Below are 16938 nucleotides of genomic sequence, written 5' to 3'. Positions count from 1 at the left end.
TTCTTAAAAACAAATCTATCATTCTGAATTTACTAGAAAGATAGATTTCACATATATCTATATAAAAGGAGAATGGATATAATATGTTGAAAAAACTTGTAGCAGTAATGACAGCATTCATGGTTATCTTTGGGGCTAGCAGCTTTATGTTCGTAGATCATGCGGCAGCGAAAAGTTACAAATCTGGTAAAAAATCATTTACACCAAGTTCAGGTCAAAAGTCAAAAGTTGATTTAAACAAAAAAGACTCAAATGTAAATTCTCAAAAAACGACTCCAGATTCAAAAACGAAAGCAACAAATACAGCACCAAAAAGTAATAAAGGAAGCTTTATGAAAGGTTTATTACTAGGTGGTCTTGGTGGTTTACTAATGGGTAGCTTATTTGCAAATATGGGAGCTCTTGGTTCTGTATTAGCGTTTATGGTAAATATGTTAGTAATGGCTGGTATCGTAATGTTAGCAGTTCGTGCATTTAAATACTTCAAAGACCAACGTAAGAAGAAGGCAGATGAAGTAGCATGGAAACAATAAAAATTTCTGAACAAGAGCTTATAAATGCGCTTTGTATATATATCGCTGAAAAAAGACAAGTGGGTCCAGAAGAAGTATTAGTTGAACTTATGTATGATGATGACTACGGTTTCTCTGCGGAAGTAGAGGTAAATGGTCGCCAGCAAATTTTAATTCAAGCAAACTTAATCGAAGCTTTACGCTTATTGCTTGACAGAGAATATAATGTCAATCCATTCGCAGCGAGATTGCAACTTGAATTAGATGATGAAGAAGGAATTTACGCATTAGCGAAATTTAATAACTCAGATGAGTAGAGAAAAGAGCTGTTGAGAATAATCTCAGCAGCTCTTTTTAGTATGTGCATATGTAGAAGAATAATCACGCCAAATTTCATTCATTTTTCGTCTACCGATATCTACCATCGGATTAAACTGAATTGCAGCTTTCTGACGAACAAAGTGAACGTTTTGCATGGCGTGAGATAATTGTTGGTCGACTATATCACGTTTTTTACTTGCATATTTTGCGATAGATAGACCTGCAACTGTTCCTTGCGCCATCGCAATTTTTCCGCTTTCAATGCCTGTAATATTGCCAGCTACAAATAAACCAGGAAGAGGAGTTTCCATTGTTTCGGAATGGAGAGGAACGTGTCCGCCTAATTCTGAAATGTAATGGAAGGGACAACCGGCTACAGCTGCAAGTTCGGCAAGTGGGTATAATCCCCCGGCAATACATACAAAATCTGCTTCATATATTTTCTCTGTTCCATTAATAACATTTCCTTTAGAGTCAATATTAGCAATACGTACACCTTCAACTTGATCTGTTCCGATAATTTCAAGAGCTGCTTTCCGAAGGTGAAGTGGCGTTCCGTTTATTTTCATTCCGTTGTTTGGATAGAATGTTAATCCAGCTTTTCGAATCCAATCAAATTTCATAAAGTGGCTACCTATTCGCAAGAAAGCAGAAGGAGCGAGGTGAGCTGCATTTAAAAGAGAGTTTAAAACTTCTTCAGGTTCACCAGCTTTTTGACTTAACTCGCTTTTCTCAGGGAGTACAATATGATCCACTGTAATTCCCGCTAATTGCAATTCACTTAAAATGGCGAAAGACAAAATGTTAGCACCAATAATAATTCCTTTTTTTCCAACTTGCACGCGATGAACATTTGTCATAACTTGAGCTGCTCCAATTGACATCACTCCTGGAAGTGTCCAGCCAGGAAGGGGAATAGAATATTCCGCAGCTCCAGTAGCAAGTAGTACGAAAGGTGCTTCTAACGTACCGATATTAGTATGTACAAACCAATTGTTTTCATCTCTATCTAAATTATAGACCGAAACACCGCACCTGATATGTACTGAAAGTGATTCTGCTTCTTCATGAAGTCGCTTCGATTCTTCTATTCCGTTCCACCATTCTCCAGTAGGCTCTTGATGCAACTGTCCTAACAATCTCCCGCCCGGCTTCATAAATTCATCAATAACGAGCACTTTTAGTCCGAAACGAGCACAAGAGATAGAAGCAGATAATCCCGCTGGCCCTGCACCTATAATAATTACATCACTCATCGCTTTTTCACCATCTCTCTCACGATATTCGGATGCTGTTTCCCGCTTTCAACAACCATGTTTTCTTCTACAACAGTTAAGCATGCGCGTACATTTGTTTGATTATTTACTGTCACGCGGCATTCGGAACAGTGCCCGATATTACAATAAATACCTCGCGGTGTTCCGCTATCTTCATGAACTCTTAATGTCCGTATTCCATTTGCTAACAGGGCAGCAGCTATCGTTTCATGTTCATATGCTTCGTATTGATGACCGTTAAATTGAAAGGTAATACGCTCACTACTTTGTAAAGTACCTAAAATAGGGTGATGTGTAATTCTACTCATTTACTTTCACCTACTGATCCAAAAGTAACTGCACGTATTGGTGGTTGATATTTTAACGGTAGTTCATTAAGAGTTACGTCAGGATTCGCATTTTCAATCATTCGATCTATCATTATTCTGCATGTGCGCCCACCGCAAAATCCCATGCCAGCACGTGTTCTTAGTTTTAATTCTCTTGCCGAGCAGTTATATTCAGCAATTGTCGATTGAAGTTGCCCATATGTAACCCCTTCACAACGACAAACGATTAAGTTGTTTTTATTTGTCATGTGTATTCCTCCTCTAGTTCGATTTTCACAAATTATATATGCAAAAATCATGCCAATATAGAGGAGGGAGAGAGGGCTACCTGTAAACGCCTGATCGGTGCATACTGATTCTTTATTGAAGTCCAAGTTTCTTTAAACGGTTATATAAAGTAGCCCTTGTTACACCAAGTTGTTTTGCGCATTCTAATTTATTCCCATTTAAAATTCGTAAAGCCCTTTCAATAACTTTTTTCTCATGCTCATCCATCTCTTCTTGTAAAGAAAGGATTGTATTATTGTTGCTGAGTAATAGGGAATGAGCTGTATGGTTGTCTAAAGTTTCAGTCGTATGAAATGGTAGATATTCTTGTTTTATAATTCCGTCTGTTGCGAATACCACAAGCCGTTCAACAACGTTTCGAAGTTCGCGAATATTACCTGGCCAATTGTAATGAAGCAGTTCATGCATAATGCTTGAAGGTAGGTCACGAATTGGTCGGTTATAGTTGATTGAAAAATCATTTAAGAAAGAATAAGTTAATTCAATAATATCCTCGCGTCTTTCGCGCAGCGGTGGAATATGCAAGCTAACTACATTTAAGCGGTAATATAAATCTTCTCGGAAAGTTCCTTTTCTCATTTCTTCTTGTAAATCACGATTTGTAGCAGCGATAATGCGGAAATCAATATTAATTTCTTTTTCACCACCAACTCGGTAATACTTTCGCTCTTGCAGTACACGTAACAGTTTTACTTGCATATCAAGTGGCATTTCACCTATTTCATCAAGAAATAAAGTACCGCCTTGCGCGAGTTCAATTTTCCCTTTTTTTCCTTTACTATTTGCTCCAGAAAACGCCCCACGCTCGTAACCAAATAATTCACTTTCAAATAACGCTTCTGGAATTGCCCCGCAGTTAATCGAAATGAAAGGCGCCTTCGCTGCCTCACTTGCTTCATGAATTGCTTTCGCAAATACTTCTTTTCCAACTCCGCTTTCCCCAAGTATTAAAACAGTTGATTTTACCGAACAAACTTTTCTAGCTAATTGTATCGTTCTTTGTATAACAGGACTTTTCCCATTCATCGCAAGGAATGGATCGGATTCATCTTTATACTTTGCCACTTCTTGTTCTAAACGGTGCATTTCATGTGACATATTAAATAGTTTTTCATTTAAAGCGACTTGATTTGTAACATCTGTTTCTGAAACGACTGCTCCTATAATTTCATCATTACAATAAACTGGATTTGAATTAATTAATACGAATAAATCGGGACGAGGCTGATGGAACTGAGCGACTATGCTTTTTCCATCATGTAAAGATTGTAAAATTTCCAAGTCTTTATAATCAAAAAAACGAGTAATCGGTTGCCCAATAATCTCATTATGATTGACTGAAAATATTTTTTCAGCGCCATCTGTCCAAGTTCGAACGTATTCTTTACTATCAATGACTGTAACAGAAGAGTCAGTTGTTTGTATTACAGTGTCATAAAATGACTGTAGTTCATTGTAGGACTTATAAAGAAATGGAATCATTTGCTGAGAAGTTATACAGCATAGCGGCTCATTGTTTTCGTTAAGGATGATAACAGCTAATTCATAAGAAAAAGCGTCAATTAATGCAGTGAATGAGTCATCTACATAAATAATTGCGCAATTATATTCTTCTGTAGTAGAAGGGAGATAATAAAACCTTTCGTTTATTTTCTTAATGCGATCAAGGCTACATGTATGATTGATTAAAGTGCTTTCCAAAAATTCTTGTATAGTCGGAAATGAAAATGCCATAATGTCCTCCTGTTATGTATAAAAATTTTGACAGTGATAAAAAAATAATACACCTATTTACTATAAATTTAAAATATTTTTACAAATAAAAATATTATTTATAAAAATTGTATATGTACAGAATTGGCACGTCAATTGCATAAAAGAAAGTGAGAGGTTTAGGGAAAGGAGGAGTATAGTGTGAGGCATTGCGACGTTTTAATTATAGGTGGTGGAATAATAGGGTGTTCTATCGCTTATTACACTTCAAAATACGGAAGAGACGTAACAATCATTGAAAAAGGAGAATTTGTCAGCGGGACGTCTTCACGGTGTGATGGGAATATTTTGGCCATTGATAAAGACCCAGGGTTTGATAGTCAAATGTCTTTAGTAAGTCAAAAATTAGTAACTGATTTAAGTGAAGAATTAGAGCATTCATTTGAATATAGGGCACCAGGAAGTATTCTCGTATGTGAGTCAGACGAAGAGATGGAAGCTGCGCAGCAATGGGTAAATCGGCAAAAAGAAGCTGGATTACCGTTTCGAATGCTTGATAGGCAAGATATAAGAGAAGAGTCGCCTTTTTTTGCTGATGATTTATTAGGCGGTTTAGAATGTGCGACGGATTCAACTGTGAATCCATATCTCCTTGCATTCTCGCTTCTGTCAAAGGCACAAAAGTTTGGCACAAAAGCCTTTAAACAGACCGAAGTAAAGAGTATAAACATAGATACGAATGGTTCATTTGTTGTAGAAACTACGAATGGAACTTTTACAGCACAACAAGTTGTAAATGCAGCGGGTGTGTGGGCTCCTAAGATTGGTCAGATGTTAAATGTAAATATACCAATTGAACCGAGAAAAGGGCATATTATTGTAGCATCAAGACAACAACACGTAGGGTGCCGTAAAGTAATGGAATTCGGTTATTTAATTTCTAAATTTGGCGGAAAACGAAAAGTAGATGCTTTAACTGAAAAATACGGGGTTGCGCTCGTATTTGAGCCTACTGAAAGTCAAAATTTCTTAATTGGAAGTAGCCGTGAATTTGTAGGGTTTCATACGAGAATAAACAATGAAGTCATTAAATGTATTGCAAATAGAGCGATTCGCTTTTATCCGAAAATGGCAGATATGATGGTAATTCGTTCTTACGCTGGTTTACGTCCGTGGACAGAAGATCATTTACCGATTATTTCACGAGTGGAACATATTCCAAATTATTTCATTGCCGCTGGGCATGAAGGGGATGGGATTAGTCTTGCAGCAGTTACTGGGAAAGTAATTGAAGAGTTATTAAATGAAAAAGAGACAATTATTCCTATTGAACCACTTCGTTTGAGTCGTTTTACAGAAAGGGTGTTAAACGGATGAAGTCACAAAGAGTCTTTACGACAATTGATACACATACGGGTGGGAATCCAACGAGGACATTAATTAGTGGACTTCCAAAGTTGATTGGAGAGACGATGGCAGAGAAGATGTTACATATGAAAAAGGAGTATGATTGGATTCGAAAATTGTTAATGAATGAACCGCGTGGTCATGACGTAATGTCAGGGGCATTATTAACAGACCCGTGTCATCCTGAGGCTGATATAGGTGTTATATACATAGAGACAGGTGGATATTTACCGATGTGTGGTCACGATACAATCGGTGTATGTACAGCGTTAGTTGAATCAGGTTTAATTCCGGTAGTTGAACCAATTACTTCTTTAAAACTAGATACACCGGCTGGCTTAGTTGAAGTAGATATTGCTGTTCAAGATGGAAAAGCAAAAGAAGTATCTTTCTGTAACATACCAGCTTTTTTATTAAAAAATATTACTGTACAAGTGAAAGACATTGGAACTATAGAAGCTGATATTGCGTATGGAGGGAATTTTTATGCCATTATTGATGCGAAATCAGTAGATCTAGAATTAGTACCAGAAAATGCATCTACAATCATCGATAAGGCGATTCATATAAGAAACACAATTAATGAGAAGTTTGAAATCACTCATCCAGAGTATTCGTTTATAAGAGGATTAACACATGTTGAATTTTATACAGATCCTACTCATGAATGTGCGCATGTGAAAAATACAGTTGTTGTACCACCAGGCGGAATAGATCGATCTCCATGCGGTACAGGAACATCTGCGAAGCTAGCTGTATTATACGCTCAGAAAGAAATCGAAATTGGTGAAGAGTTCATTCATGAGAGTATCGTTGGTTCTTTATTTAAAGGATATGTCATGAATACGACACATGTTGAAAATATTGAAGCTGTCATAACGAAAATTACGGGATCAGCTTGGCTTATGGGTATGCATAAATTTTTTTACAATGAAATGGATCCACTTAAAGAAGGATTTTTGCTAATTCCGCCGATGGAACATGAAACGGAGGATATAAAATGAACATTCAAAAAATGTATACAGCAGTAGACGTACATGTAAATGGCGAGGCATTTCGTGTAATGAAAGACGTACCATGCAAATACTACTACAGTTTGGAGCAATTAAATGAACAATTTTCGGGTGAATTAGCAGAAGAGATGAAGCTTTTATTAAATGAACCACGTGGTTTTATCGGTTTGAACGGGTGTATTGTCGTTCCATCTATCCATAATGAAGTGGATGCAGCTGTATTATTTTTTAATCATGAAGGTTCGATTCCGCTTCATTATGGAGGCATTGTTGCAGTAATAACGATGTTACTCGAAAGTGGGTATTTAAAAAAGAGAGAGTCCAATCAATACAAAATTGAAACGTTATCTGGAATATTTTTAGTTCATGCGTATGTAGAGAATGATGAAGTTATATCGGTTTCGTTTGAAAGCAAACTATGCTATTTGATTGAGGAAAATTTACAGGTTGGTAATGTAAGTTATTCTCTCATACAAGCAGATAAAGTATATGCAGTTGTAGAAAAAGGTGCGTATTCGCCAGAAATTCGTGTTGAAAACATTTCAGAATTGAAAAGATGGGGAGAAGCTACACTGCAGGCTATACAAAAACAGTCGCTAATAAAAAGGCTTATTTTAGTAGATCCTTCGCAAAAAGAAAAGAACCATATAAAGTCGATTACATTTCATGAAGATAACTTTATCGTACGTTCGCCAGGTTTTGTTTCTACTATCGTTTCCTATGTTCATGCGTTATTTAAAAATGATTATATGGCGGATAAACCTTTTAAAAATGAAAGTATATTTAATAGTTTTATAACTGTGGAAAAAGTGAAGAAGGAGGAACTAGGATACATTTTCCGTTTTGAAAGTAGAGGATTTATTACAGGAATGCAGACGTTTCTATTAGACCCTACGGATCCATTTCCGGCAGGTTTCTTATTAAAATAAAATGTGATAAGGAGAGATAAATATGCAAAAAATTAAAGGGGCATTTCCAGTATTAATAACACCGATGGATGAATTTCAGGAAATTAATTGGGATGGGGTAAAACAAAATGTAAATTACTTTATCGAACAAAAGGTTGCAGGTGTCATCATTAATGGAAGTACAGGAGAGTTTGTAAGTTTATCAAAAGAAGAACGATTTAAAATGGTAGAAACCGTGTTGAAAGAAATTGATGGCCGTATTCCAGTCATTGTTGGAACTGCAGCAGAGACGACGAAAGAAACAATTGAATATACGAAACATGCAGAAGCGCACGGAGCGGATTGTGCATTAATTATAAACTCTTACTATTGTAAACCGAAGGAAGAGGAGATTTATTTTCATTTTAAAGAAATCTCAAATTCTGTAAATATACCAATTATGCTATACAATAACCCATTTACTTCTGGTGTTGATATGAGTACAAAGCTAATGCTCCATATTGGAAAAGAGTGTGAAAATGTTACACATATTAAAGAATCTAGCGGAGATATTCGAAAAGCGAGAGATTTAGTAAGACAAAGTGAAGGGGCTTTCCAAGTCTTCTGTGGTTCTGAAGATTTAGTTATGGAATCATATTTAGTTGGTGCTTCGGGATGGGTTTCAGTAGCAGGAAATATCGTTCCCGGTCTCGTTACAAAAATGTATGAGCATTTTCAAAATGGTGAATTAGAAAAGGCGTGGGAAATAAACGATGCTATTTTACCACTTTGCGAGTTTCTTGAAGGATCAGGGAAATATGTTCAAATCGTTAAACGTTCCATGGAATTACATGGGCAAGCGGGAGGACCTTCTCGCTATCCAAGACTAGGATTAACTGTTGACGAAGATCAAAAGCTTCAAACGATTTTATCAAATATTGCAGCTCATGTAGCTGTTTAAATAAGGAGGAGAACATAATGTTAAAGACAAATATTGAGCTGAAACCAAAAGTGGAAGCGTTTTTAAATGAAGAAATTAAAATGTTTATTAATGGCGAATTTGTTGCTGCTATTGGGGGAAAGACGTTTGAAACGTATAATCCAGCTACAGAAGATGTTCTAGCTGTCGTATGTGAAGCGCAAGAAGAGGATATTGATGCTGCAGTAAAAGCGGCAAGATCTGCATTTGAATCCGGTCCGTGGGCAGAAATGACTACTGCTGAAAGAGCGCATCTTATTTATAAATTAGCAGATTTAATTGAAGAACATAGAGAAGAATTGGCGCAACTAGAAGCTTTAGATAATGGAAAGCCATATCAAGTAGCACTTGATGATGATATTTCAGCAACTGTAGAAAATTATCGTTATTACGCAGGATGGGCTACAAAAATTATTGGGCAAACAATCCCAATTTCAAAAGATTACTTAAATTACACGAGACATGAACCTGTAGGTGTTGTAGGTCAGATTATTCCGTGGAATTTTCCGCTCGTTATGTCTTCTTGGAAAATGGGAGCTGCACTGGCGACAGGTTGTACGATCGTATTAAAGCCAGCAGAGCAAACGCCTTTATCTTTACTATATACAGCAAAACTTTTTAAAGAGGCTGGATTTCCAAACGGTGTTGTAAACTTTGTACCAGGCTTTGGTCCTGAAGCAGGAGCAGCAATTGTAAATCATCATGACATTGATAAAGTTGCTTTTACAGGATCTACTGTTACAGGAAAGTATATTATGCGTCAGTCTGCAGAAATGATTAAGCATGTAACGTTAGAGCTTGGCGGCAAATCACCAAATATCATTTTAGAAGATGCGGACTTGGAAGAAGCAATTAATGGTGCATTCCAAGGTATTATGTATAATCACGGTCAAAATTGTAGCGCAGGATCACGTGTATTTGTTCATCGTAAACATTATGAAACTGTAGTAGATGCACTTGTGAAAATGGCGAACAACGTAAAACTTGGAGCAGGTATGGAGAAAGGAACGGAAATGGGTCCACTTGTATCTAAGAAACAACAAGAGCGTGTGTTACATTACATTGAGCAAGGGAAGAAAGAAGGCGCTACAGTTGCGGCTGGTGGTGAACGTGCACTTGAAAAGGGTTATTTCGTTAAGCCAACTGTATTCACAGATGTTACAGACGATATGACAATCGTTAAGGAAGAAATATTTGGACCAGTTGTTGTTGTTCTGCCATTTGATTCGACAGAAGAAGTAATTGAACGAGCGAACAACTCATCCTATGGCCTTGCTGCGGGTGTATGGACGCAAAATATCAAAACGGGTCATCAAGTGGCAAATAAATTAAAAGCAGGAACAGTGTGGATTAATGATTATAACTTAGAAAATGCAGCTGCACCATTTGGTGGATACAAACAATCTGGTATTGGCCGCGAATTAGGTTCATATGCGCTTGATAATTATACAGAAGTGAAAAGTGTTTGGGTAAATATAAAGTAATAGGGTGTTTTACTGACAAAAATTGAGGGATGAAATAATGAAAGATGCGGACAACTAGAAAGTTTGATAATAGTTGTCCGTTTTCTTATATACAAAATTGCTTTTCCAAAGAATGATAAGGGGGATTTGGATGGAGAATTTAGTAGAATGGTTAGTAGGGCAAGTGTGGAGTATCGGTTTAGTTGTTTTTGCATTAGGGGCAGGCGTATATTTCACGATTGCAACACGCTTTTTGCAAATTCGTTATTTTAAAGAGATGATTAAACTATTATTTGAAGGAAAGAGTTCAGAGACGGGAATATCATCTTTTCAGGCATTTTGTTTAGCCTTATCGGGAAGAGTGGGAATTGGTAATATTGCAGGGGTAGCGACAGCAATTGCTTTCGGCGGGCCTGGAGCTGTATTTTGGATGTGGGTAATGGCTTTGTTAGGGGCAGCGAGCGCGTTTGTAGAATCAACATTATCTCAAGTATACAAAAGTAAAGTAGGGAATGAATATCGCGGCGGTACTCCATATTTCATTGAGAGAGGTTTAAAAATGAAATGGTTTGCAGTCATTGTAGCGGTAGTTGTAACACTTTCATATGGCGTGTTATTACCAGGTATTCAATCTAGTAGTATCGCAGTTGGATTCGAAAACTCTAATGGTATTAGCAAATATATAACTGGTATATTTTTAGTCGTGTTACTAGCAGCAATTATTTTTGGTGGTGTAAAGAGAATTGCCGGTGTTTCTCAAATGCTTGTGCCATTTATGGCAATTGGTTATGTAATTGTTACATGTATCATATTAATTGCGAATGTAACGGAGATTCCAAGTATGTTTGCTTTAATTTTCTCTAGTGCATTTGGTGTAAATGAAATGTTTGGTGGAATTGTTGGTGCAGCTATTGCATGGGGCGTAAAACGCGCTGTATTTTCAAACGTTGCTGGTGTCGGAGAAGCGACGTATAGTTCGGCGGCTGCTGAAGTATCGCATCCTGCAAAACAAGGATTAGTTCAAGCGTTTTCCGTATATATCGATACAATTGTCGTATGTACAGCGACAGCTCTTATGATTTTAATAACAGGTATGTATAATGTTATACCTGAAGGGAAAACCGCTATTGTACAAAATATAGGAAATGTGGAAGCTGGTCCAATTTATACACAACAAGCAGTTGAAACTGTGATAACAGGGTTTGGTCCAATATTTATTTCAATTGCGATTTTCTTTTTTGCATTTACAACGTTACTCGCTTATTACTATATCGCTGAAACGACACTTACTTATTTAGATCGTCAACTGAAGTATGGCTGGTTAAAACCAGTTTTAAAATTTGGATTTTTAATTATGGTTTACATTGGTAGTGTTGAATCAGCGTCGCTTTTATGGAATCTTGGAGATTTAGGAATTGGTAGTATGGCATGGTTAAACTTAATCTCAATCTTACTTTTAAGTAAAACCGCATTAAAAGTGTTAAAAGATTATGAAAGGCAGAAAAAAGAAGGGAAAGATCCAGTATTTAATCCTAAAAATATAGGGATTGAAGGATTAATATTTTGGGAAGAAAGAAGTAAAGAGGTTGAAAGAAAAAGTTCTAGAGAAAAAGTTATTGTAGATGATAATTTAAAATTATAACGTAAATTAACTGAAAATTCTTAATTTAAAAGAAGGTATATTGCCTCCATTTCATCACATACTACAATAGGTATGGATAATATGACTGGAGGGAATAAGATGGAACATGAGCAACATAGTTCGATAAATGATATTCTACATCATTATAAAGAAGGTATAGGTAGTTTTACAAATCAAATTCCTGAAATCGCTGAGACATATAATGCGTTCACGCAAGCTTGTTTTCAAGAGGGTGCTTTAACAAAAAGAGAAAAGCAACTTATTGCATTAGGAATTAGTTTAGCAACGCAAGATGAGTATTGTACAATTTATCATACAAAAGGTTGTCTTGATCAAGGATGTTCAGATAAAGAGATTCTGGAAGCATGTGGTGTTTCAGCAGCATTTGCTGGCGGAGCTGCGATGAGTCAAGCGGTAACTTTAGTGCAAGAGTGTTTAACAGAATTGAAAAATCAAAAGCATTGAATAAAAAACGTTTTAAACTTTATGTTTAAAACGTTTTTTATTTGAAATTAAATTTGTATTCAATTTAATATTCTATATCTTCATAAATAGATTTTTCTACATCAGGAAGAACTGTGTATATACTCTTACCGATTAAAGCTTCTAATTCTTTCTTAATCGCATAAAACCCTTTCCAATGTAAAGATGTATGAGATGTTGTACCATGACGGAAACCAACAGAAATTAATCTTCTTTCCAGCGTAGTAAAGCCACCCGCATCAGCAAGAGCGTCACAAAGAGTAATTACTTTATTGTATAAGTCGTAGTTACAATGTTCATTTAATATTTCAACTAACCGGCTTCTCATATGGTCAGGAACGAGACTCCATTCCGCTGCGATATCTATATGTTCATTTTTGCATGGGAATGAGTGTGTCACACAAATAACAGCGTTTCCTGTATACCCTAAATCATTCATATACATATAACCATCATAGGAATGAATGACCGATTTGGTAAAACCTTTGTATCTTCCGATATCATGCAAAAGGGCAGCGTTATATGCTATGTCAGCATCTAGGTTATACCCATTTTTAATAAGTTCTATAATTATGTTTTCAGTTGCATGAGCAACATGTAGTGAATGTTCAAACCAAGGGCCCGGGTTTTGTTCATATGCCCATTCGAGTAATTCTTTTGCGTACGTTCTATCTAATATATATTTCATATCGTTATCCTTTCACAAAAAGTCATATCTTTCTATAAATTCATCTTATTATTTCATTATTCCTTCTTTAAAAATTGTTACAATGAAACAAAAGGGGGAAAAGTAATGCGAAATTTAGTAATTGAAGAAATAAAGCAACTAGAAAATGATATGGAAGAACTTTCGAAACTTTTGAAAATGGTTGTAAATGATGGGGCATCAATTGGTTTTTTGCCTCCACTGGAACAAAAAGACGCAACAAAGTATTGGCAAACAGTATTAGCGCCAGAAGTGATATTGTATGTGGCTAAAATAAACAACGAAGTAGCAGGGAGTATTCAATTACAATTAGTTACTAAGCCTAACGGAATTCATAGAGCCGAGATTTGCAAATTAATGACTCATCCAAACTTTAGACGTAACGGTATTGGACGATCGCTTATGCAAAAAGCAGAGGAACGAGCAAAGCAAGAAAACAGGTCTCTTTTAGTATTAGATACTAGAGAAGGAGATCCTTCCAATAAACTGTACAAATCACTAGACTACCAAGAAGTTGGAACAATACCAGGGTATGCAATTTCTCCGAATGGTAAGTTAGATGCTACGGTTATTTATTATAAAAACATTTAAGGTATAATCAAACGGGGAGAGTGCTTAATTATTAGTAAGTGAATAATAAACGACTATTTTTAACACAGTCTATATTTTTCTGGCGGTGTTAAAATAGTTAATTATAATCTAATTAACGCACTAAATGAATTTGAGAAAGTTTTTAGAGGGTTCTTTTAGTAATGATTCTCGTCTTATAATAAATGTAGAGAAGATGACTAGCCAACTATAGTTATTTTCGCTTTATTATCGGAAGGGGATGAAAGTATGAAAAAGAATAGTTTACAAAAGATGAAGAAAGTTATTTTAAGTGGTGGAGTATTACTTACGGGATTATTAACATTTGGATTTTCAGAAAAGGCTTCAGCTCATGGATATGTAGAATCACCAGCGAGCCGATCTTATTTATGTAAGCAAGGGGTAAATGTAAATTGTGGACCGATTCAATATGAACCACAAAGCGTAGAAGGGATAGGTGGATTTCCGCAACTAGGACCTTCTGATGGACAAATTGCAGGGGCTGGTCATTTTCCCGCTTTAGATGTTCAAACTGTAGATAGGTGGAAGAAAGTTACGTTAAATGGCGGGACGAATACATTCAAGTGGAAACTAACGGCTCCTCATAGTACAAAAGAGTGGAAATATTATATTACGAAAAAAGGTTGGAATCCAAATAAACCTTTAACGCGATCAGATTTAGATTTAGTGCCATTCTATGTGAAAAATGACGGTGGAGCTAGACCAGGGACAACAGTAACGCACGAAGCAAATGTACCAACTGACCGTAGTGGATACCATCTTATTTTAGCTGTTTGGGAAATTGCAGACACTGGAAATGCGTTTTATCAAGTTATAGATGTAAACCTTTTGAATAATGGCTTATCCTCAAATTTCGTTTTTAACAATGTAGTGCAAGCCCCTACACTATTTTAATTGAAACATACATTTCGATCATCTAATTCATTTTAGATGATTTTTTTTATGAAAATGATGAAAAATATAGAAGAAAGTGCAATTATTTATAAAAAAATATGCTTTAAATATTGTCATATTTGCTTCTTTAAGATATCCTTTTCATGAAGAGGTGGAAAACATGGAAAAAGTACTAGTTTTCGGGCATAAAAACCCAGATACAGATGCAATTTGTTCTGCAATTGCTTATGCAGAATTGAAAAAAGAATTAGGAATGAATGCTGAGCCTGTACGTTTAGGCGAAATCAGCGGTGAAACTCAATTTGCGTTAGACTATTTTAAAGTAGAAGGACCGCGTTTTGTTGAGACAGTAGCAAGCGAAGTGGACAACGTTATTTTAGTTGACCATAACGAGCGTCAACAAAGTGCTAACGATATCGAATCAGTTCGTGTGTTAGAAGTCATTGACCATCACCGTATTGCTAACTTTGAAACAAGCGATCCTATATACTATCGTTGTGAGCCAGTTGGCTGTACAGCTACAATCTTAAACAAAATGTACAAAGAAAATGGCGTAACAATTCGTAAAGAAGTTGCAGGTTTAATGTTATCTGCAATCATTTCAGATTCTTTACTATTCAAATCTCCAACTTGCACAGAACAAGACGTAGCAGCTGCTCGTGAATTAGCGCAAATCGCTGGTGTAGATGCAGATAACTACGGCTTAGAAATGTTAAAAGCTGGTGCTGACTTAAGCGGAAAAACAATGGAGCAATTAATCTCTCTTGACGCTAAAGAATTCCAAATGGATAATGCGAAAGTTGAAATCGCACAAGTAAACGCTGTTGATACAAACGACGTTCTTGTACACCAAGCGGAACTTGAAAAAGTAATTTCTGCAGTAGTAGAAGAAAAAGGTTTAGACCTATTCTTATTCGTTGTAACTGATATCTTAACTAACGATTCTGTCGGTCTTGCGATCGGTAAAGCAGCAAACGTTGTTGAGAAAGCATACAACGTATCACTAGAAAACAATACAGCTACTTTAAAAGGTGTTGTATCTCGTAAAAAACAAATCGTACCAGTATTAACAGAAGCATTCCAAGCTTAATCGTATTGCGTACAGATGAACAGTAAGGACAAGTAGTCAGATTGGCTACTTGTCCTTTTTTATTTATAATAAGCATAAATTTTTAACTTTTAAACAGTCGCATTGTGTATGCTTAATGATATGGAAGTATTGAAAAGTAAATTACAGGGGCTTTTTGAAAAAATATTGCATCTGTTTCAAAATTAGAGAGCTGGATTTCGGAGGAACTGCGTTTAAACGCTGAAATACAGATGTTGCGTTTAACTTTTTAGAAGAAAGGATATAAAGTTTTGATTAACGAATTAAAATAAGGATAGCGTTAGCTATCCTTATAATCGTTTATTCGTAAGATTTTTTCTTGTTTATATAAAATGTGATTATCGTAGTAATGAAGAAAATAGGTATCGCATACACTTGCCCAACAAATAACTTCCAGCCGACATAATTATAGCCTTCAGATGCTGGGATGATAACGGAAATAACGCAAACGATAAAATAGACTAATAGTGCAGGGATAATATTTTTCATTTTTATGAACCTCCTTTATTGTTTTATTTATACATACTTGTATTATAATTTAGTTTCGTTATTTTGAAGAAAAAATGAAAAATTTTTTATGGTATTATAATATTTGCAATGAGAGTAATCTATAGTACGCATATGGTAAAATGTGTAATTTTAACTTTCAGAATTATTATATAGTATCTCGAGAAAAAAATGTACAAAATAACGAATTTTATTTACCAAAGTAAAGGGAGTAGAAATATATATGAAAAGGCTATGTATAATTCCATGCGGAAAAAAGAAAATTTGGGATAAACATTCAGACTACGGACCGATGGAAGCAAAAGATGTATATATTAGTCCGTTCGGAAAAGCATGTCAGGCGTACGCAACTATGTTTTTCGAAAACTGGGTTATATTATCAGCGAAACATGGATTTTTAAGACCAAGTGATATTGTATTAGAAAACTATGATCTTGCATTTGATTCAAAAAGCGATGAGGTAATAAGTATAGAGCAATTACAAAAACAGATGGTAGATAAAAGTTTACTACAGTTTGACGAAATCGTCTTACTAGCAGGGAAGAAGCATAAAAAAGTAGTGACAAAGTTATATCCAGAAGAAATGATTACATATCCGCTAGAGGGGTGTAAAGGAATTGGATATATGTTGCAGAGGTTGAAAGAAGCTGTGAAGGAAGGGGAGGAAATATAGGTGTAGTTTCAGTGATTTTAAACTCTATTTATTTAGGGAGCTGAAAAGTAAAATAGAGTTTTTATGCATCGCCGAAAGGGTGATGCTTTTTTGTTCGTGTCGTCATTCATGTAAAAGTAATTTAGAG

19 protein-coding genes are annotated in these 16938 nt (G+C 35.8%); 13 read left to right on the top strand and 6 right to left on the bottom strand.

Annotated features, from left to right (window positions below):
• The first annotated feature begins 83 nt into the window (after positions 1-83).
• Positions 84-533, top strand: a complete 450-nt coding sequence (locus tag ACUN13_RS15890; protein ID WP_000914478.1) for a hypothetical protein — start codon at positions 84-86, stop codon at positions 531-533.
• Positions 521-829 carry a YxcD family protein gene (locus ACUN13_RS15885; protein ID WP_000447747.1) on the top strand — a complete coding sequence of 103 codons (309 nt, stop codon included), beginning with the start codon at positions 521-523 and terminating at the stop codon, positions 827-829. The genes ACUN13_RS15890 and ACUN13_RS15885 overlap by 13 nt, the downstream gene beginning before the upstream one ends.
• A gap of 24 nt (positions 830-853) precedes the next feature.
• Here ACUN13_RS15885 and ACUN13_RS15880 read toward each other — a convergent pair whose 3' ends face one another.
• From ACUN13_RS15880 to ACUN13_RS15865, 4 genes are all read right to left on the bottom strand, one after another.
• A complete protein-coding gene (locus ACUN13_RS15880) occupies positions 854-2089 on the bottom strand; it encodes an NAD(P)/FAD-dependent oxidoreductase (RefSeq protein WP_001286092.1) in 1236 nt (411 codons plus the stop codon).
• Positions 2086-2418 (bottom strand): (2Fe-2S)-binding protein, encoded by a 333-nt coding sequence (locus tag ACUN13_RS15875; RefSeq protein ID WP_000087065.1) that lies wholly within the window; start codon positions 2416-2418, stop codon positions 2086-2088. The genes ACUN13_RS15880 and ACUN13_RS15875 overlap by 4 nt, the downstream gene beginning before the upstream one ends.
• A complete protein-coding gene (locus tag ACUN13_RS15870) occupies positions 2415-2687 on the bottom strand; it encodes a (2Fe-2S)-binding protein (protein WP_059303746.1) in 273 nt (90 codons plus the stop codon). Before ACUN13_RS15870 ends, ACUN13_RS15875 begins: the two co-directional genes overlap by 4 nt.
• A 112-nt stretch (positions 2688-2799) precedes the next feature.
• A complete protein-coding gene (locus ACUN13_RS15865) occupies positions 2800-4461 on the bottom strand; it encodes a sigma-54 interaction domain-containing protein (RefSeq protein ID WP_000885739.1) in 1662 nt (553 codons plus the stop codon).
• 180 nt (positions 4462-4641) lie between these two features.
• On the opposite strand from ACUN13_RS15865, the gene ACUN13_RS15860 reads away from it, so the two are divergent.
• The 7 genes from ACUN13_RS15860 (at position 4642) to ACUN13_RS15830 (ending at position 12296) form a co-directional block, all read left to right on the top strand.
• Entirely contained in the window at positions 4642-5817 is a 1176-nt protein-coding gene (locus ACUN13_RS15860; protein ID WP_001215262.1) for an NAD(P)/FAD-dependent oxidoreductase, read from the top strand.
• Complete coding sequence (locus tag ACUN13_RS15855) at positions 5814-6851, top strand: proline racemase family protein (protein WP_000842047.1); 1038 nt, start codon at positions 5814-5816, stop codon at positions 6849-6851. Before ACUN13_RS15860 ends, ACUN13_RS15855 begins: the two co-directional genes overlap by 4 nt.
• Complete coding sequence (locus tag ACUN13_RS15850) at positions 6848-7789, top strand: proline racemase family protein (RefSeq protein WP_001025560.1); 942 nt, start codon at positions 6848-6850, stop codon at positions 7787-7789. The genes ACUN13_RS15855 and ACUN13_RS15850 overlap by 4 nt, the downstream gene beginning before the upstream one ends.
• A gap of 22 nt (positions 7790-7811) precedes the next feature.
• Positions 7812-8708, top strand: a complete 897-nt coding sequence (gene dapA / locus ACUN13_RS15845; protein WP_001169454.1) for a 4-hydroxy-tetrahydrodipicolinate synthase — start codon at positions 7812-7814, stop codon at positions 8706-8708.
• A 17-nt stretch (positions 8709-8725) separates the two neighbouring features.
• Entirely contained in the window at positions 8726-10210 is a 1485-nt protein-coding gene (locus ACUN13_RS15840; protein ID WP_000920973.1) for an aldehyde dehydrogenase family protein, read from the top strand.
• Between the two features lie 130 nt (positions 10211-10340).
• Entirely contained in the window at positions 10341-11831 is a 1491-nt protein-coding gene (locus ACUN13_RS15835; RefSeq protein ID WP_257115407.1) for an alanine/glycine:cation symporter family protein, read from the top strand.
• Positions 11832-11903: 72 nt separating this feature from the next.
• Positions 11904-12296, top strand: coding sequence for a carboxymuconolactone decarboxylase family protein (locus tag ACUN13_RS15830; protein WP_001999958.1), 393 nt, complete (start codon positions 11904-11906; stop codon positions 12294-12296).
• A gap of 64 nt (positions 12297-12360) precedes the next feature.
• Here ACUN13_RS15830 and ACUN13_RS15825 read toward each other — a convergent pair whose 3' ends face one another.
• Positions 12361-13002 (bottom strand): HD domain-containing protein, encoded by a 642-nt coding sequence (locus ACUN13_RS15825; protein WP_257115406.1) that lies wholly within the window; start codon positions 13000-13002, stop codon positions 12361-12363.
• Positions 13003-13107: 105 nt separating this feature from the next.
• Between ACUN13_RS15825 and ACUN13_RS15820 the strand changes: the two genes are divergently transcribed.
• The 3 genes from ACUN13_RS15820 to ppaC all read left to right on the top strand — a co-directional run bounded on the left by ACUN13_RS15820 (position 13108) and on the right by ppaC (position 15613).
• Complete coding sequence (locus ACUN13_RS15820) at positions 13108-13611, top strand: GNAT family N-acetyltransferase (RefSeq protein ID WP_001245258.1); 504 nt, start codon at positions 13108-13110, stop codon at positions 13609-13611.
• Between the two features lie 246 nt (positions 13612-13857).
• Positions 13858-14523, top strand: a complete 666-nt coding sequence (locus ACUN13_RS15815; protein ID WP_088345739.1) for a lytic polysaccharide monooxygenase — start codon at positions 13858-13860, stop codon at positions 14521-14523.
• A gap of 160 nt (positions 14524-14683) precedes the next feature.
• The gene (gene ppaC / locus ACUN13_RS15810; RefSeq protein ID WP_086395547.1) at positions 14684-15613 is read left to right on the top strand and encodes a manganese-dependent inorganic pyrophosphatase; all 930 of its coding nucleotides are present in this window, start codon (positions 14684-14686) and stop codon (positions 15611-15613) included.
• 318 nt (positions 15614-15931) lie between these two features.
• On the opposite strand, the gene ACUN13_RS15805 is transcribed toward ppaC, so the two are convergent.
• Positions 15932-16120 carry a DUF4017 family protein gene (locus tag ACUN13_RS15805; protein WP_000789486.1) on the bottom strand — a complete coding sequence of 63 codons (189 nt, stop codon included), beginning with the start codon at positions 16118-16120 and terminating at the stop codon, positions 15932-15934.
• A 241-nt stretch (positions 16121-16361) separates the two neighbouring features.
• On the opposite strand from ACUN13_RS15805, the gene ACUN13_RS15800 reads away from it, so the two are divergent.
• The gene (locus ACUN13_RS15800; protein ID WP_000824872.1) at positions 16362-16811 is read left to right on the top strand and encodes a DUF6884 domain-containing protein; all 450 of its coding nucleotides are present in this window, start codon (positions 16362-16364) and stop codon (positions 16809-16811) included.
• The last annotated feature ends 127 nt before the right edge of the window (positions 16812-16938 follow it).

The sequence above is a fragment of the Bacillus cereus group sp. Bce041 genome (assembly GCF_052646455.1).
The sequence above is the reverse complement of the archived record's forward strand: the minus strand, read 5'-3'. Positions and strand labels throughout refer to the sequence as shown.

Coding starts and splice junctions, on each gene's coding strand:
- ACUN13_RS15890 (WP_000914478.1), top strand. CDS start 84: ATGTTGAAAAAACTTGTAGCAGTAATGACAGCATTCATGGTTATCTTT.
- ACUN13_RS15885 (WP_000447747.1), top strand. CDS start 521: ATGGAAACAATAAAAATTTCTGAACAAGAGCTTATAAATGCGCTTTGT.
- ACUN13_RS15880 (WP_001286092.1), bottom strand. CDS start 2,089: ATGAGTGATGTAATTATTATAGGTGCAGGGCCAGCGGGATTATCTGCT.
- ACUN13_RS15875 (WP_000087065.1), bottom strand. CDS start 2,418: ATGAGTAGAATTACACATCACCCTATTTTAGGTACTTTACAAAGTAGT.
- ACUN13_RS15870 (WP_059303746.1), bottom strand. CDS start 2,687: ATGACAAATAAAAACAACTTAATCGTTTGTCGTTGTGAAGGGGTTACA.
- ACUN13_RS15865 (WP_000885739.1), bottom strand. CDS start 4,461: ATGGCATTTTCATTTCCGACTATACAAGAATTTTTGGAAAGCACTTTA.
- ACUN13_RS15855 (WP_000842047.1), top strand. CDS start 5,814: ATGAAGTCACAAAGAGTCTTTACGACAATTGATACACATACGGGTGGG.
- ACUN13_RS15850 (WP_001025560.1), top strand. CDS start 6,848: ATGAACATTCAAAAAATGTATACAGCAGTAGACGTACATGTAAATGGC.
- dapA (WP_001169454.1), top strand. CDS start 7,812: ATGCAAAAAATTAAAGGGGCATTTCCAGTATTAATAACACCGATGGAT.
- ACUN13_RS15840 (WP_000920973.1), top strand. CDS start 8,726: ATGTTAAAGACAAATATTGAGCTGAAACCAAAAGTGGAAGCGTTTTTA.
- ACUN13_RS15835 (WP_257115407.1), top strand. CDS start 10,341: ATGGAGAATTTAGTAGAATGGTTAGTAGGGCAAGTGTGGAGTATCGGT.
- ACUN13_RS15830 (WP_001999958.1), top strand. CDS start 11,904: ATGGATAATATGACTGGAGGGAATAAGATGGAACATGAGCAACATAGT.
- ACUN13_RS15825 (WP_257115406.1), bottom strand. CDS start 13,002: ATGAAATATATATTAGATAGAACGTACGCAAAAGAATTACTCGAATGG.
- ACUN13_RS15820 (WP_001245258.1), top strand. CDS start 13,108: ATGCGAAATTTAGTAATTGAAGAAATAAAGCAACTAGAAAATGATATG.
- ACUN13_RS15815 (WP_088345739.1), top strand. CDS start 13,858: ATGAAAAAGAATAGTTTACAAAAGATGAAGAAAGTTATTTTAAGTGGT.
- ppaC (WP_086395547.1), top strand. CDS start 14,684: ATGGAAAAAGTACTAGTTTTCGGGCATAAAAACCCAGATACAGATGCA.
- ACUN13_RS15805 (WP_000789486.1), bottom strand. CDS start 16,120: ATGAAAAATATTATCCCTGCACTATTAGTCTATTTTATCGTTTGCGTT.
- ACUN13_RS15800 (WP_000824872.1), top strand. CDS start 16,362: ATGAAAAGGCTATGTATAATTCCATGCGGAAAAAAGAAAATTTGGGAT.